Below are 15,533 nucleotides of genomic sequence, written 5' to 3'. Positions count from 1 at the left end.
GGACCGCGTGGGTGCCGTTACTTCCCCGACAGCTCCGCCGCCACCAGCTCCGCGATCTGCACCGCGTTCAGCGCGGCGCCCTTGCGGAGGTTGTCGTTGGAGATGAACAGCGCCAGACCGTTCTCCACCGTCTCGTCGCGGCGGATACGGCCGACGTACGACGGGTCCTGGCCGGCCGCCTGGAGCGGGGTCGGGATGTCGGACAGGGCCACCCCGGGCGCCTTCGCCAGCAGCTCGGTGGCCCGCTCCGGGCTGAGCGGGCGGGCGAAGCGGGCGTTGACCTGGAGGGAGTGGCCGGAGAAGACCGGCACGCGCACACAGGTGCCGGACACCTTCAGCTCGGGGATCTCCAGGATCTTGCGGGACTCGTTGCGCAGCTTCTGCTCCTCGTCGGTCTCGTTCAGACCGTCGTCGACGATCGAACCCGCCAGCGGGAGCACGTTGAAGGCGATCGTGCGCTTGTAGACCTGCGGCTCGGGGAAGTCGACGGCTCCGCCGTCGTGGGTGAGCTTGTCGGCCTCGGCGGCCACCTTCTGCACCTGGCCGTGCAGTTCGGCCACGCCCGCGAGGCCCGAGCCGGACACCGCCTGGTAGGTGGCGACGACCAGCGCCTCGAGGCCGGCCTCCTCGTGCAGCGGCCGCAGCACGGGCATCGCGGCCATGGTGGTGCAGTTCGGGTTGGCGATGATGCCCTTGGGGCGGTCGGCGATCGCGTGCGGGTTCACCTCGGAGACCACCAGCGGGACCTCGGGGTCCTTGCGCCAGGCCGAGGAGTTGTCGATCACGACGGCGCCCTGGGAGGCGACCTTTTCGGCCAGCGCCTTGGAGGTCGCGCCGCCCGCCGAGAAGAGCACGATGTCCAGGCCGGTGTAGTCCGCGGTCGCCGCGTCCTCCACCGTCACACCGTCCAGCACGGTCCCGGCCGAGCGGGCCGAGGCGAACAGGCGCAGCTGCGTGACAGGGAAGTCGCGCTCCGTGAGGATCCTGCGCATGACCGTGCCCACCTGACCGGTGGCTCCGACGATTCCGACCCTCACGGCGACTCCCTCTTGTGTGTTGCTTGCCTGACCGGGGCGTTTCCATCATGCGGCCCACCCCGGTCCACCTGTCCAATTCTTTGCCCAGCGTGCCCGAGGAATGGGACACGGCCGCCCCGCGGACGGTTCCGCATGTCCGCCCGGCACCCCGTCGGGCTGGAGGAATTCCCTCCGCGAGGGCCCCGCGCCGCAAGCTGTGCCGTCCCGCCCCTGCCCGCGCGGGGCCCGGCCATACGAGGGTGTGACGTACGCCTCTGCGGCCGGCCGCCGACCGTGGAGGCGTACGAGAAGGGGCGGGGGTCGTCACGGACCCCCGCCCCTCACCGCCGGCCGTCACCCCGTTACGGCGTGACCTTGCCGATCTTCACGCTGGCCGTGCCCGCCGTCGTGCCGCGCGCGTTCACCAGCTGGACCCGGCCGAAGAACTCGCGGCCCGCCGGGGCCTCGGCCTCGGCCGTGACCTGGCCGGTGACCGTCGCCGAGGCGCCCGTGGCGAGGTGCACCGGGGCCTGATCGGCGACCGTGACGGAGCCGAGGGCGGAGGAGAAGAACACGTCCCGGTAGTCGTAGTCGGTCGAGCCGGACGGGACGGCGTAGCCCACGACCTCGATCGTGTAGGTGCCGGCGGCCGGGGACGGCACGGAGACCGCTTCCTCCGAGTCGCCGTCGGCGGACTTGCCGACCTCCTTGCCGGCCGCGTCGTACACCGCCAGGTCCAGGTCGGCCGCCGCGTCCGAGACCCGCCCGATGGCGACGTCGAGCGAGGTCGCGCCGGCCGGGACGGTGACCGTGGTGGTCCGCGTCTCGCCCTCCTTGATCGCCGGCCGGGCGGACTCGGCGGAGCCGAGCGGGCCGCCGGTCAGCGTGCCGTCCAGCGGGGCGTACCCGTTGGTCACCTTCCAGGACGCGGCGACCGGGGTCCCCACCTTGGCCTCGGGCACGGTCACGGTCTCCGGGTCGAAGGCCGCGCCGAGGACGGAGACGTCCAGCCGGTAGGGGTTGTCGAGCAGCGGGGAGGTGCGCCGGGACTCGACCTCGATCTCCCAGACGCCGGGCTGCGGGTCGGCGTACGCGCGCACGCCGGGCTTGCAGCCGTTGCCGTCCAGGTAGTTGTGGTAGCAGTACGGCGTGCCGGTGGTGTCGGACGGGACGCCGTAGGGGTGGATGGCGATGAACCTGGTCTGGCTGCCGTCCTTCAGCCCGCCGAGGGCGACCTCCAGGCTCGTGGCGCCCTCGGGCACGGTCAGGAAGTACGACCGGGTGCTGTTGCGCTGCACCGAACCGGACGCGGAGTAGGTGTACTTCACCGGCTCGGCGACGACGACCGTGGTGAGGATCTGCTTGTCGACGCCCTCGGTCCTCGGGTCGTCGACCTCGAGGATCGCGCTCTTGAGGCCCGCGGACCCCGGCGCCGCCTGCACCTTGACCGTCACCGGCCGGTTCAGCGGGAGCCGCACCACGTCGTCACCGACGATCCGGAAGGTGTGCCCGGCGTTGTTCTCGAAGTGCAGCTCGTGCCGGACCGCCTTGTCCGGGCCGGACGTACGGGTGATCGTCACGTCGTACGTCTTCTTCTGGCCCGCCTTCAGGCCGCCCTCGCGGTCGTACAGGCCGGTGCCGTGGCCGGGGGTCTTCAGGGCGTCGTCGATCGCGGTGTCGACCGGCGCCTCGACCGTGTAGTCGTGGGCGGTGGCGCCGTCCTCGATGGCGTCCCAGGCGTCCACGATGTTGATCAGGCCCGCGCCCTCCTCGTACGCCTGGACGCCCTTGATGTGGTCGGCGGTCGAGGTCAGCGCGGTGCGCAGCCGGGCGGGGGTGAGGTCGATGCCCTCGCGCTTCGCGGCCGACAGCAGCAGCGCGGAGGCGCCGGTGGCCTGCGGGGAGGCCATCGAGGTGCCCTGGAGCATCGAGTAGCCGGCCGGGAGGGAGTAGCCCGCCTCGGCGACCGGACCGCCCGGCAGCCAGGTCTGGGTGGTGTTGATCGCGGCGCCGGGCGCGCTCAGGGTCGGGGTGAAGCCGCCGTCCTCACGCGGGCCGCGCGAGGAGAACGGCATCATCGCGTACTTCTTCTCCACCACCGAGCCGTAGTTGGCGGCCCAGGTCTCCTTGGAGATGGTCGCGCCGACCGAGATCACCTTGTCGGCCAGGCCCGGGTCGCCGATGGTGTTGGCGCCCGGCCCGGAGTTGCCGGCGGAGATCACCAGCTGGACGCCGTAGGTGTCGATGAGCCGGGTGTACAGCTCGGCGCGCGCGTTGTTGCCGTCGTTGAGCGCGGGCAGTCCGCCGATCGACATGTTGACGATGTCGACACCGCGCTTGGTCACCAGGTCGATCATGCCCTCGGTGAGGGCGACGTTGGTGCAGCCGCCGGTCCAGGTGCAGGCACGCGAGGACACGATCTTCGCGCCGGGGGCCGCGCCGTTCATCTTCCCGCCGAACAGGCCGTGGGCGGCGGTGATGCCGGCGACATGGGTGCCGTGCTCGGACTCGATGACCCCGATGTTGACGTAGTCGGCCTTGGCGCCGGAGGCGTTGTAGACGACGTCCTTGCGGGTCTCCACCACGAACGGGACGCGTTCGGCGACGTCGGTCGCCGGGTCGTCGGTGCCGAAGTGGCCGACCTGGAAGCCGTCCTTGTACGGCCTCATCGCCGGGTCGTCGGTGAAGTCCAGGTTGTCGTTCGTGTCGACGCGGACCGTGCCGGCCGCCGGGTCGTACAGCACGCCCCAGGCGTCGGTGGTGTCGCCGTCCCGGTTGAGGTCGCCCTTCTCGTCACCGCCGGCGGTGGCGGACTCGTACATGTAGTTGAACTTGTACGAGCCCTCGGGCGCCGTGAACTTCTCGGCGCCCTGCGCGGTGGTGACGGAGAAGGCCGGGCCGGTGACGCCGGTGGTCATCCGCCGCCAGGTGCCGTCGCCGTCGGTCACCGGGTCGGTCGCGGTCACCCAGTCGACGATCTTCCGCTCGCCGGTGGTGGTGGTGCGCAGCGCCGGGTGGCCGAGGTCGACGCCGGAGTCGAGGATGCCGATGGTGACGCCGCGTCCGTCCGCCTTCGGGTGGTCCCGGACGAACTCGACGGCACCGGTCTCGAAGGAGGGGTTGTACGGGTTCTCCGCCGGGGTGTTGCGGCCCGGCGCGGGGTAGGCGGCCTTGCCGGAGGGGGACTTGGCGCCCGTGGGCACCGGGTCGTCCAGCGGGATCTCCTGCTTGAGGTCGATGGCCCGCACGGAGGACAGCTTCACGGCGGCGTCGATGGCCGAGTCCGCGCGGCTCGTGGGGACGGTGGCCCGGACATAGCCGAGCTTGTCGTCGGTCCGGCCCACCAGGCCGCCGTCGACCGCGTCCAGCTCCCCGGCGACCTGCTCCGTCTTCCCGGGCGAGGTCGCGATCATCAGGGTGACGCTCTTGTCGCCGTCGGCCTTGGCCTCGGCGAGCAGGGCGGCGTCGTCCGAACCCAGCTTGTCGTGGGCGGACTTGACGCCGGGATCGGCGGCCGGGGCGGGGGACGGCTCCGCGGCGAGGGCCATCGGCACCGGTCCGGCCGCGGAGAGGGCGGCCACCACGCCCACGGCCGCGGCTATGCGGGCCAGGCGTCTCGGGCCGGATATGGGATCACGCTCGGGGGCGGTGTGGTTCATCGGCATCCCTCAGGTCAAGGAACGAGCGGACGGGAGCGCTCAGCCTGACCGAAAGGGCGTCATTTTGGGGACCGTTGACGCAATCGAAATGAACGTATGGGGAAAACCCGCGATGCGAAACGGGCGTGTTCCGACGGTATGGGGCGGAATCCGTCCCTTGCGTACGGGGTGACCTGACCGCTGCCGGGATTTTCGCTCGCCCGTGCCCGCCGCACGCAATAACGTCCGGGCATGCGACGGAACCTGAGGGTGGCGGCCTACGCCGTGTGCGTCCGCGACGGACACCTCCTGCTCGCCCGGTCACCCACGCCCGGCGGCACCCCCGAGTGGGTGCTGCCCGGCGGTGGCATGGAGCACGGCGAGGACCCGTACGACACCGTCCGCCGCGAGGTCACCGAGGAGACCGGCTACCGCATCGAGGTGACCGGCCTGCTCGGCGTCCACACCCGCCGGTTCGTCGGGGACCCGCGCGTCGGCCGCCGCAGGGACCACCAGTCCCTGCGGATCTTCTACGCGGGCGAGGTCACCGGCGGGGAGCTCCGCCCCGAGGTCGGCGGCTCCACCGACTTCGCCGCCTGGCACGACCTGGCCGCCGTACCCGGTCTGGTCCGGGTGCCGATGGTCGACATCGGGCTGCGGCTGTGGCGCGAGCGCCCGCCGCACGGACGGCTCACGGACGGGCCGGACGTATCACCGTAGGGCGCGCGGCGAGCCGGCCCGGTCTGGAAGTCATCCGAACGGCTTACGGATCGGCAACCCGCGCGGGCCGGCCCAGGTTCCTTCCCCCGACCGCTCCGCACCCACAGGCAGGGGAAGACATGCGCGTACGCACGGCTGTGGCGGGCACCGCCGTCCTGCTCCTCTCGGCGGCCCTCGCGGGCCCGGCCCTGGCGGCCGGTCCCGCGCCCGGTGCGCACACCGCGACCCGCGCGGCCGTCCGGGCCGCCGTCGCGGCCGGGGTGCCCGGCGCCACCGCCACCGTGCGGGACGCCCACGGCACCTGGTCCACGGCGGCCGGCGTGGGCGACCTGCGCACCGGCCGGCCGCGCTCGGCCCACGACCGCTACCGCGTCGCCAGCATCACCAAGACCTTCGTCGCCACCGTCCTGCTCCAGCTGGCGGCGGAGGACCGGCTCTCCCTGGACGACCCGGTGGACACCTGGCTGCCGGGCCTGGTCCGCGGCCACGGCCACGACGGCCGCCGGATCAGTCTGCGGCGGCTGCTCAACCACACCAGCGGCATCCGCGACTACCTCACCGACGACGGCTTCCGGCGCGACCACTTCACCAAGGACGGCTTCTTCCGGCACCGCTACGACACCCTCGCCCCCCGGGACCTGGTGGCCGTGGCGATGCGGCACGCGCCCGCCTTCGCGCCGGGCGCCTCCTGGGGGTACTCCAACACCAACTACGTCCTGGCCGGACTGGTGATCGAGCGGGTGACGGGCCGCCCGTACGCCACCGAGGTCACCCGCCGGATCATCACCCCGCTGCGCCTGACGGCCACCTCCCTGCCCGGCACCCGGACCGGTGTCCCGCGCCCGAGCGGCAGGGCGTACTCGACGTTCGGCGTCCCCGGCGGCCCCGCCCACGACGTCACGGCCCTCAACCCCTCCCTGGCCCACGCCGCCGGCGAGATGATCTCCGACTCCGCCGACCTCACCCGCTTCTACGGCGCCCTGCTCGGCGGCCGGCTGCTGCCGCCCCGCCGGCTCAGGGAGATGAAGGCCACCGTGCCCGTCAAGGCGGCCCCCGGCGTCCGGTACGGCCTCGGACTCACCGACACCCGGCTGGCCTGCGGAACCCACGTCTGGGGCCACAGCGGCGAGATCCCGGGCTCGGTGTCCGAGGCGGCGGCGTCGGCGGACGGCCGGCACACCCTGGCCGTCAACTTCGACGGCGACTGGGCCGGGGACACCACGGCCGTGGCCGAGAAGGAGTTCTGTCAGCCGGAGACACGGGTGAGCGCCGGCAGGTAGCCGAGCGACTGGCCCGGCGCCGTGGGGTGGTAGGACTCGGTGATCGCCAGGATGTCCACGCTGTGCAGCCAGGGGCGGGAGGAGCAGATCTCGTGCCCGGCGAAGGCGGCGGTGACATCGGCGAAGGTGAACCCGTGGGCGGCGGCGCGCCCCGCGATCACCCCGTTGAGATGGTCCACGGCGTCGTTCAGGGCCGCGCGCTCGCCGTCCTGCAGGCCGAGCGCGCAGGAGCCCCTGAGGTGGTACAGGCGCGGGTAGCCCAGCACCACGACCCGGGCGGCGGGCGCCCGGTCCCGGATGGCCGTGTAGAGACGGTCGAGGCGGTCCGTCAGCGACCCGTCCATGGTGTCGACGGCCCGGGACACGGCGGTGTGGCAGCGGTCCGGACCCCCGATCGCGCACATCGCCATGGTCCCGGCGAAGCCCGAGTCGTGGCCGCCCACGGTGAGGGTGACCAGCGAGGTGCGCGGGCTGAGATGGCCGAGCTGCTCGGTCAGCACCTCCTCGGTGCCGGCGCCGTTGCACGCGGCGAAGCTGAACGTCGCCGGCGCGTGGGCCTCGGCCCACAGCACGGGATAGGCCCGGCTGCTGCGCTTGCACTCCTTGCCGGAGGCCAGATAGTCACCGGCGCCCACGCCGGAGGAGTAGGAGTCGCCGAGGGCCACATAGCCGCCGGCCGGGATGCGGGGCGGCACCTGGGCGGTCGCGGGACCGGCGAACGCGCAGGCCGCCGCGAGGAGCAGGGAGCAGGCGCCCGCCGCTGTTCGGGTCTGTCTCATGACTCTCCTGTACCGGGGCCCGCCCCGCCCCGCCCGCCGCGCTGGTCCGCCCGGGTGAGCCCTCACCCGGGCGGACCAGCACAACTGGCCGGCCGGGCGCGCGCGGGGCAGCACCAGGCCGGCGACCACGGGGCGACGCCACGCCGGTGGCTACCGGGGCCGCACCACGACGTACGCGGCCGGCTCGCGGTCGACGGAGGCCATCAGCGCCGTCCGCACCACCGTCGCCTGCTGCTCCGGGCAGTCCCGGAGCTTGCGCGGCGTGATGTACACGACCGTGATGCCGAGGCGCTCCAGGTGCTCGCGCTTGCCGGCGTACCGGGACCACACCGCCTCGTCGTCCTGCCGGGGCACCCGGGTGTCCAGCTCGACCGCCACCGCGTGGTCCGGCCAGTAGGCGTCCAGGCCGCCCAGGTGCGGGCCGCCGGGCAGGCGCAGATCGACGTTCCACACCGGGTCGGGCAGACCGTACTCGCGGACCATCCGGTACAGGCGGTCCTCGGCCGCCGGGCGGCCCTCCGCGAACACCGCGTCCACCGCGTCCGCCACGTGCGGCCGGTGCAGCAGCCGCGCCCGGGCCAGCTCCCGCAGCAGGGCGGCCGGTTCGCAGTGGCCGCCGCGCACCGCCTCGGTCAGCAGCCGCCGCACCGTCTCGGTGTCCGTCGGCTCCGCCACCGCGTCCGCCAGCGCCCGCGCCACCGGTGCCACCGGCAGCCCCGCCACCCGCTGCGGCTCGGGCGGCTCGGTGGTGCGCAGGATGCGCACATAGCCGGTGGAGCGCGGCCGGCGCTGCCGGGACACCAGGACGTCCACCCGGTTCAGCGCGTCGGGCGGCGGGGTGGCCGAGAAGCCGTGCAGGGCCAGCGCCGCCGGCCCGGTGAGCACCGCGTCCGGGTACTGCGGCCGGTGCGGGCCCTGGGCCGTCGGCTGGGCCGGCACACCCTGCCGCGCCGCACGGGCCGCGTACAGCAGGGCCCCGTGCAACCGCTCCTCGCCGGTGGGCGGGCCGGAGTGCAGCAAAATCACCCGCGGCAGCAGCTCCCGCCAGGGGCCGTCGGGGCCGCACCGCTCGGCCAGCTCGGCCGGGGACACACCGTGGGCGCGCAGCTGGGCCGCCGTCAGGACCCGGCGGTGGACGTCGGCGAGGTGGCGCAGCGGGCGGGGGGAGAGGGGGGTGTCGTGCGTCATGGCCTCGGGATTCCCGCGACACGTCGGGCCCGTAACCGCTGTTACACATTCGTCGAAGAATGCGGACAAGACGGTACTAAAGGTCAGGTGTTCGGATGCCGAGAGGACAGCGAAAACCCCTGGTCCGATCGGGTGCGGACCAGGGGTTACGGTTCTGTTCGCCCGGATTTCGTAACGGTCACCGGCCGGGCGGGATCAGGCCATGGCTCAGCGGCCGGCCGCCGCGTCACACGCCTGCGCGCGCAGCGCCCGCGCCAGGTCGTCCCGCGCCTCCAGCACCAGCCGCCGCAGCGCCGGCGCCGCGTCCTCGTGCGCCGCGAGCCACGCGTCCGTCGCCTCCAGCGTCTCCGGCCGGTCCTGCAACGCCGGGAACAGACCCCGCACCACATCCATGCCGATCTGGATCGACCGCTCCCGCCACACCCGCTCGATCGCCGCGAAGTACAGCTGCGCGTACGGCGCGGTCAGCTCCCGCTGCGAAGGCTGGGCGAACCCCGCGATCGTCGCCTCCACCAGCGCGTTCGACAGCGCGTCCGACTCCACCACCTGCGCCCACGCCTGCGCCTTCACCGCCGCCTGCGGCCGCGCGGCGAGACAGCGCACCTGGTGCCGCTTGCCGGACGCCGTGTCGTCCCGGGCCAGCTCCGCCGCCAGCACCGACTCGTCGGCCGCCCCGTGCGCCGCCAGCGGCTCCAGGAACACCCAGCGCAGCTCCTGGTCCACCTCCAGCCCCTCGACCTCGGTGGTGCCGTCCAGCAGATCCCGCAGCAGCCTCAGATCCGGCTCCGAGGAGGCCACCGCGGCGAAGAAGCGCGCCCAGGCCAGCTGGTGCTCACTGCCCGGCGCCGCCGACCGCAGCTCCCGCAGCGCCCCCTCGGCCAGCAGCTCCCCGCCGGTCTCCCGCCACGCGGGCGCCGCGTAGTGCGTCAGCGCCGAGTTCGCCCAGGCGTGCAGCATCTGCACCACCCCGATGTCCGACTCACCGCCCGCGAACCGCAGCACCAGGGAGATGAACTCCCGCGCCGGCAGCAGCCCGTCCCGGGTCATGTTCCACAGCGCCGACCAGCACAGGGCGCGCGCCAGCGGATCCGTGAGCCCGCCCAGGTCCGTGCGCAGCGTCTCCAGCGACGTCGCGTCGAACCGCGTCTTGCAGTAGGTCAGGTCCTCGTCGTTGACCAGCACCAGCTCCGGCGCCTGGAGCCCCGCCAGCTCCGCCACCACCGTGCGCGGCTCGTGCACGTCCGTCTCCGCGCGCGCGTACCGCTCGAGCGTGCCCTCGGGCGTACGCCGGTACAGGCCCACCACGATCCGGTGCGGCCGCAGCTCCGGGTACGACTCCGGGGCCTCCTGCACGACGGCCAGCTCGGCGACCCGGCCGCCCGTGGTGTCCAGCAGCACCTGCGGGGTCAGCGCGTTCACGCCCGCCGTCTGCAGCCACGACCGCGCCCACGCGCTCATGTCCCGGCCGCTCGTCTCGCCCAGCACCGACAGCAGGTCGCCCAGACGCGTGTTGCCGTACGCGTGCCGCTTGAAGTAGCGCCGGGCACCCTCCAGGAACGCGTCCTGGCCGACGTACGCCACCAGCTGCTTGAGCACCGAGGCGCCCTTGGCGTAGGTGATGCCGTCGAAGTTCAGCTTGGCGTCCTGCAGGTCACGGATGTCCGCCGTGATCGGATGCGTCGAGGGCAACTGGTCCGCGCGGTACGCCCACGCCTTGCGCCGGTTGGCGAAGGTGATCCAGGCGTCCTTGAAACGGGTCGCGCCGACGCTCGCGAACGTGCCCATGAAGTCCGCGAAGGACTCCTTCAGCCACAGGTCGTCCCACCACTCCATGGTGACCAGGTCGCCGAACCACATGTGCGCCATCTCGTGCAGGATGACGTTGGCCCGCGCCTCGTACGACGCCTGCGTCACCTTCCCGCGGAAGACGTACTCCTCCCGGAACGTCACCATGCCCGGGTTCTCCATCGCGCCCAGGTTGTACTCCGGCACGAACGCCTGGTCGTACTTCCCGAACGGGTACGGGTAGTCGAAGTGCTCGTGGAAGAAGTCCAGGCCCTGCTTGGTGACCAGGAAGATGTCGTCGGCGTCGAAGTACGGGGCGAGCGTCCTGCGGCACATCGCGCCCAGCGGGATCTCCAGCTTCGTGCCGTCCTCGAGGGTGCGGCTGTAGGAGTCCGTCACGTAGTGGTACGGGCCCGCCACCACACACGTGATGTACGTCGAGATCGGCTTCGTCTCCGCGAACCGCCACACCCCGTCCACGAGTTCACCGGCGCCGTTGCCCCACACCGTCCAGCCCTCCGGCGCCCGCACCTCGAACCGGTACGGCGCCTTCAGGTCCGGCTGCTCGAAGTTCGCGAACACCCGGCGGGCGTCGGCCGGTTCGTACTGCGTGTACAGATACACCTCGCCGTCCTCCGGGTCGACGAAGCGGTGCAGGCCCTCACCGGTGCGCGAGTACGCGCACTGCGCGTCCACCACCAGCTCGTTCTCCGCCGCCAGATCCTCCAGCGCGATCCGCGAGCCGTCGAAGACCTCGCCCGGGTCCAGGTCCCGGCCGTTGAGCGAGACGGAGGTGACCCGCGGGGCCAGCAGATCGGCGAAGCTGGACGCGCCCGGCTCGTTGCACCGGAACCGCACGGTGGTCACCGAACGGAACGTGCGCGGCTCGCCGTCCCCGTCCCCGTCCCCGACGGCGGACCGCAGGTCCAGGAACACCTCGTAGCCGTCGACGGACAGCAGGGCGGCCCGCTCCCGGGCCTCGTCGCGGGAAAGATTCTCACCGGGCACGTACGGCACTCCTTCGTGATCGCGCGGAGAACGGCTGAGTCAGGACCGATCCTGTCACGTGCTCCTGACGGCGGACAGCGGGGAATGCGGGTGGCGCCCGTCTCGTTGACGCGGGAAACCACGTTTCGCCAAGGAGCGCCATGTCCGAGACCGCCACCTCGTCCGGCAAGACCCCCGTCGACTTCTGGTTCGACCCGCTGTGCCCGTGGGCCTGGATGACCTCCCGCTGGGTGCTGGAGGTGGAGAAGCTCCGCGACATCGAGGTCCGCTGGCACGTCATGAGCCTGGCGGTCCTCAACGAGGACAAGCTCGACGAGCTGCCCGCCGAATACCGCGAGCTGCTGACCACCAAGGCGTGGCCGGCCGTCCGCGTGGTCACCGCGGCCTGGCAGAAGCACGGCGAGGACGTCGTCGGCCCGCTCTACACCGCCCTCGGCACCCGCATCCACAACAACGACGAGGGCGTGACCCTGGAGGCCATCGCGGGCGCGCTCGCCGACGTCGGCCTGCCCGCCGAGCTGATCGAGTACGCCGGCCAGGACGACTTCGAGTTCGAGGCCGAGCTGCGCGCCTCCCACAAGGAGGGCATCGAGAAGGTCGGCCAGGAGGTCGGCACCCCGGTCATCGCCCTGCCCGGCCCGGACGGCGAGCAGATCGCCTTCTTCGGCCCCGTCGTCACTCCCGCCCCCAAGGGCGAGCAGGCGGCCCGCCTGTGGGACGGCACGGTGGCGGTGGCCTCGGTACCGGGCTTCTACGAGATCAAGCGGACCAGGACCAAGGGCCCGGACTTCAGCAACCTGTAACCGTCTCCGTGCAAGGGAAGACCCCCGTGAGTCACGTCCTCACGGGGGTCTTCTTTCTTCCGCCTGCCGTCGTGAAGGGTGAGAAGACGATCACGAGGCAGGACGACCGGGGCGCCCGGAGGGTCAGGGCGCCAGCAGCAGCACGTCGGCGCGGGACTTGGCGGCCTCGTAGCGCCTGGCCACGTCCTGCCAGTTCACCACCTGCCACATGGCCTCGATGAAGTCCACCTTCTGGTTCTTGTACTGGAGGTAGAAGGCGTGCTCCCAGGCGTCGAACACCAGGATCGGGGTGGAGCCCTGGCCGACGTTGCCCTGGTGGTCGTAGACCTGCTCCACGACCAGGCGCCCGCTCAGCGGCTCGTAGGCGAGCACGCCCCAGCCCGAGCCCTGGGTGGTGGCCGCGGCCTTGGACAGCTGGGTCTTGAAGCCGGCGAAGGAGCCGAAGGACTCCTTGATGGCCTCGGCCAGCTCGCCGACGCCGTCCTGCGCCAGCGGCTCGCCGCCGCCGTCCTTCGGGCCGGTCATGTTCTGCCAGTAGATCGAGTGCAGGATGTGCCCGGAGAGGTGGAAGGCCAGGTTCTTCTCCAGGCCGTTGATCGAGCCCCACGTCTCCTTGTCCCGCGCCTCGGCCAGCTGCTCCAGGGTGTCGTTGGCGCCCTTCACATAGGCCGCGTGGTGCTTGTCGTGGTGCAGCTCGATGATCTCCGGGCTGATGACGGGGGCGAGCGCGGAGTAGTCGTAGGGCAGGTCGGGCAGCGTGTAGACGGGCATGGGTGTTCCCCTCCGGAACCTTATTGCAAGTCTCTTGCAACTACACGCTAGCAACAAGTGGATCAGAGCAACAGAAAGGCCCCCACGTGTGTTTCGTGGGGGCCTGTCGCGCGTGCGGCGCGGGGCGGGGCGCTCAGCCCTTGGCGCGCAGCCGCTGCCAGCCGTAGCCGACCGCGGCCAGGAACAGGGCCATGCCGCCCGAGGAGTACAGCTGGGTCCGGGTGTCCGGCTCGCGCCACATCAGCACGAAGATCGCGGCCATGCCGGCCAGCGCCACCCAGGTCAGCCACGGGAACGCCCACATGCGCACGACCAGCCGCTCGGGGGCCTCGCGCTCGATGCGGCGGCGCAGCAGCAGCTGGGAGACCGCGATGAAGATCCAGACGATCAGGATGACCGCGCCGATCATGTTCAGCAGCCACTTGAAGATGTCGTCCGGCCGCCAGTAGCTGAGCAGCACGCACACGAAGCCCAGCACGGAGGAGGTGACCACCGCGATCCGGGGCACCCCGCCGGACAGCCGCGCCAGCACCTTCGGGCCCTGGCCGCGCTCGACCAGCGAGAAGGCGATGCGCGAGGCGCCGTAGATGTTGGCGTTCATGGCGGACAGGAGGGCGACGAGGATGACCACCTGCATCAGCTGTCCCGCCCCGGGGATGCCGAGGTGTTCGAGTGTGGCGACGTACGGCCCCTTGTTCTGGTCAGCGATGTCCTTCGAGTCCCACGGAACCAGGGTGACGACGACCGCCATCGAGCCGACGTAGAAGACGGCGACACGGAGCATCGCGGTCCGTACGGCGCGTGCCACGCCCCGCACCGGGTCGGAGGACTCGGCCGCCGCGATGGTGACCGTCTCCAGGCCGCCGTAGGCGAAGACCGAGGCCAGCAGGCCGATCACCAGGCCGTCGCCGCCGTTCGGCATGAAGTCGGTGAGGTTCGAGGCGCCGGGCGCGTCCGTGCCGGGCAGTACGCCGGCGATGGCCAGCACGCCCAGGATCAGGAACAGGCTGATCGCGCCGACCTTCAGTGCGGCGAACCAGAACTCGAACTCGCCGAAGTTCTTCACGGCGGCCAGGTTCGTGCCGCAGAACACCACCATGAACAGGAGCACCCACATCCACTGCGGGGTGCCCGGCAGCCAGCCCTGGACGATCTTCGCGGCGCCGATGCCCTCCAGGCCGACCGCCGTACACAGCAGCACCCAGAACGACCAGCCCGACGCGAAGCCCGCCCACGGGCCGATCGCGCGCTCGGCGTGCGCGGAGAAGGAGCCCGACGACGGATAGGCGGCCGACATCTCGCCGAGCATCCGCATCACCAGCATCACCAGCACCCCGGAGAGGGCGTAGGCGACCACGATGGACGGACCGGCGACGGCGATGCCCGCGCCGGAGCCGACGAAGAGACCCGCGCCGATCACCCCGCCCAGGGCGATCATCGAAAGATGGCGCTGTTTGAGGCCGTGGGAGAGGGAGCCGTCCGCCTGCTGCGGCGTCGTCTCCGTGGTCGTGCTGTTGGGCATGGGTGCTGCTCTCCCCCGTGCAATGGGCGGGCAAAAACCCCGCCAGTCTCCGCGTCCCGTCCGCTCAGGCGAAGGGGCTGACCACTATCCGGACACCTCTGGTGCGCAGGGTTAATCTACGGTTACGCCGTCGAACGTGACCAGAGGTCGTACGCGACTCGCAATTCCTTTGGTGGGATTCCACAGTTGGGGCATCCGTCTGGTCCGCGCGGAACACGTGAGGGAAACGTCTCCGCCTCAGTGATCAGTCTCACGCCCCGGCCGGTGTAATCCGCATCCTTTGTCCGGAGCCCACCAAGTCGCCGTTCCGGCCTTTGTCGGGCGCTGACGGTGATCGTGACGAGTGCCCCGGTATAGCGTCACGGTGTCCCGACGTGTCCACACCATCCCGTGGAGTCCCCATGGCCACCGCCACCGCCACCACCCGACCCGGCGCAGTCCTCGCCGACCTGCTCCCGGCCTCCCGCGTCCGCGACGCCGCCCTCGTGGTCGGCGGCGCCGCGCTCACCGGCCTCGCGGCCCAGCTGTCGGTGCCCGTGCCCGGCTCCCCGGTGCCGGTGACCGGCCAGACCTTCGCCGCGCTGCTCGTGGGCACCGCCCTCGGCACCCGCCGCGGCTTCCTCTCCCTCGCCCTGTACGCGGTCGCCGGTCTGGCGGGCGTGCCGTGGTTCGCGGGCGGCGAGGCCGGCACCGGTCTCGTCTCCTTCGGCTACGTCCTCGGCATGCTGCTGGCCGCCGCCGTCGTCGGCGCCCTGGCCCGGCGCGGCGCCGACCGCTCGCCGCTGCGCATGGCCGGCGCGATGGTCCTCGGCGAGGCCGTCATCTACGCCGTCGGCGTGCCGTACCTGGCCCTGGCGGCCCACCTGTCCGCGTCCGAGGCGATCGCGGCCGGCCTCACCCCGTTCCTGATCGGGGACGCCCTCAAGGCCGCCCTGGCGATGGGCGCCCTGCCCGCCGCCTGGAAGGCGCTCGGCAAGCGCTAGAAGCGGGCATGAAAGAGGCTCGCAGGACCGGGATCACTCC

Annotated in this window: 11 protein-coding genes; 4 read left to right on the top strand and 7 right to left on the bottom strand. The window is 72.1% G+C overall.

The window, feature by feature from the left end; all coding sequences use genetic code 11:
- Nucleotides 1-17 precede the first annotated feature (17 nt).
- Together HB370_RS14805 and HB370_RS14800 are read right to left on the bottom strand one after the other, a co-directional pair.
- Nucleotides 18-1,037, bottom strand: a complete 1,020-nt coding sequence (locus HB370_RS14805; protein WP_030790352.1) for an aspartate-semialdehyde dehydrogenase — start codon at nucleotides 1,035-1,037, stop codon at nucleotides 18-20.
- A 341-nt stretch (nucleotides 1,038-1,378) separates the two neighbouring features.
- Complete coding sequence (locus tag HB370_RS14800) at nucleotides 1,379-4,675, bottom strand: S8 family serine peptidase (protein WP_030790355.1); 3,297 nt, start codon at nucleotides 4,673-4,675, stop codon at nucleotides 1,379-1,381.
- A 231-nt stretch (nucleotides 4,676-4,906) separates the two neighbouring features.
- On the opposite strand from HB370_RS14800, the gene HB370_RS14795 reads away from it, so the two are divergent.
- A complete protein-coding gene (locus tag HB370_RS14795) occupies nucleotides 4,907-5,374 on the top strand; it encodes an NUDIX hydrolase (RefSeq protein ID WP_030790357.1) in 468 nt (155 codons plus the stop codon).
- 119 nt (nucleotides 5,375-5,493) lie between these two features.
- A complete protein-coding gene (locus HB370_RS14790; RefSeq protein ID WP_208974398.1) occupies nucleotides 5,494-6,654 on the top strand; it encodes a serine hydrolase domain-containing protein in 1,161 nt (386 codons plus the stop codon).
- Here HB370_RS14790 and HB370_RS14785 read toward each other — a convergent pair.
- The 3 genes from HB370_RS14785 to pepN all read right to left on the bottom strand — a co-directional run bounded on the left by HB370_RS14785 (nucleotide 6,621) and on the right by pepN (nucleotide 11,414).
- On the bottom strand, nucleotides 6,621-7,433 hold the full coding sequence (locus tag HB370_RS14785; RefSeq protein ID WP_030790365.1) for an SGNH/GDSL hydrolase family protein: 813 nt from the start codon (nucleotides 7,431-7,433) through the stop codon (nucleotides 6,621-6,623). The genes HB370_RS14790 and HB370_RS14785 overlap by 34 nt on opposite strands.
- 150 nt (nucleotides 7,434-7,583) lie before the next feature.
- The gene (locus HB370_RS14780; protein WP_030790367.1) at nucleotides 7,584-8,621 is read right to left on the bottom strand and encodes a hypothetical protein; all 1,038 of its coding nucleotides are present in this window, start codon (nucleotides 8,619-8,621) and stop codon (nucleotides 7,584-7,586) included.
- Between the two features lie 207 nt (nucleotides 8,622-8,828).
- The gene (gene pepN / locus HB370_RS14775; protein WP_030790369.1) at nucleotides 8,829-11,414 is read right to left on the bottom strand and encodes an aminopeptidase N; all 2,586 of its coding nucleotides are present in this window, start codon (nucleotides 11,412-11,414) and stop codon (nucleotides 8,829-8,831) included.
- A gap of 140 nt (nucleotides 11,415-11,554) precedes the next feature.
- Between pepN and HB370_RS14770 the strand changes: the two genes are divergently transcribed.
- Nucleotides 11,555-12,217, top strand: a complete 663-nt coding sequence (locus HB370_RS14770; protein ID WP_030790371.1) for a DsbA family protein — start codon at nucleotides 11,555-11,557, stop codon at nucleotides 12,215-12,217.
- A gap of 123 nt (nucleotides 12,218-12,340) precedes the next feature.
- Here the strand turns inward: HB370_RS14770 and HB370_RS14765 are convergent, their stop codons facing one another.
- Together HB370_RS14765 and HB370_RS14760 are read right to left on the bottom strand one after the other, a co-directional pair.
- Complete coding sequence (locus HB370_RS14765; RefSeq protein WP_030790374.1) at nucleotides 12,341-12,988, bottom strand: superoxide dismutase; 648 nt, start codon at nucleotides 12,986-12,988, stop codon at nucleotides 12,341-12,343.
- 133 nt (nucleotides 12,989-13,121) lie between these two features.
- Nucleotides 13,122-14,510, bottom strand: coding sequence for an amino acid permease (locus tag HB370_RS14760; protein WP_030790377.1), 1,389 nt, complete (start codon nucleotides 14,508-14,510; stop codon nucleotides 13,122-13,124).
- A 401-nt stretch (nucleotides 14,511-14,911) separates the two neighbouring features.
- On the opposite strand from HB370_RS14760, the gene HB370_RS14755 reads away from it, so the two are divergent.
- A complete protein-coding gene (locus HB370_RS14755; RefSeq protein ID WP_030790380.1) occupies nucleotides 14,912-15,493 on the top strand; it encodes a biotin transporter BioY in 582 nt (193 codons plus the stop codon).
- Nucleotides 15,494-15,533: the final 40 nt, after the last annotated feature.

This window comes from Streptomyces sp. DSM 40868 (assembly GCF_011820545.1).
GTDB classification, from domain to species: Bacteria; Actinomycetota; Actinomycetes; order Streptomycetales; family Streptomycetaceae; genus Streptomyces; species Streptomyces eurythermus.
Note: the sequence above shows the minus strand (reverse complement) of the source record. Positions and strands in the feature narration are given on the sequence as shown.

Bases quoted from the DNA above. Each gene is read 5' to 3' on its own strand.
- HB370_RS14760 (WP_030790377.1), bottom strand. From the start codon at position 14,510: ATGCCCAACAGCACGACCACGGAGACGACGCCGCAGCAGGCGGACGGC.
- HB370_RS14795 (WP_030790357.1), top strand. From the start codon at position 4,907: ATGCGACGGAACCTGAGGGTGGCGGCCTACGCCGTGTGCGTCCGCGAC.
- HB370_RS14785 (WP_030790365.1), bottom strand. From the start codon at position 7,433: ATGAGACAGACCCGAACAGCGGCGGGCGCCTGCTCCCTGCTCCTCGCG.
- HB370_RS14765 (WP_030790374.1), bottom strand. From the start codon at position 12,988: ATGCCCGTCTACACGCTGCCCGACCTGCCCTACGACTACTCCGCGCTC.
- HB370_RS14755 (WP_030790380.1), top strand. From the start codon at position 14,912: ATGGCCACCGCCACCGCCACCACCCGACCCGGCGCAGTCCTCGCCGAC.
- HB370_RS14790 (WP_208974398.1), top strand. From the start codon at position 5,494: ATGCGCGTACGCACGGCTGTGGCGGGCACCGCCGTCCTGCTCCTCTCG.
- HB370_RS14780 (WP_030790367.1), bottom strand. From the start codon at position 8,621: ATGACGCACGACACCCCCCTCTCCCCCCGCCCGCTGCGCCACCTCGCC.
- HB370_RS14770 (WP_030790371.1), top strand. From the start codon at position 11,555: ATGTCCGAGACCGCCACCTCGTCCGGCAAGACCCCCGTCGACTTCTGG.
- HB370_RS14800 (WP_030790355.1), bottom strand. From the start codon at position 4,675: ATGAACCACACCGCCCCCGAGCGTGATCCCATATCCGGCCCGAGACGC.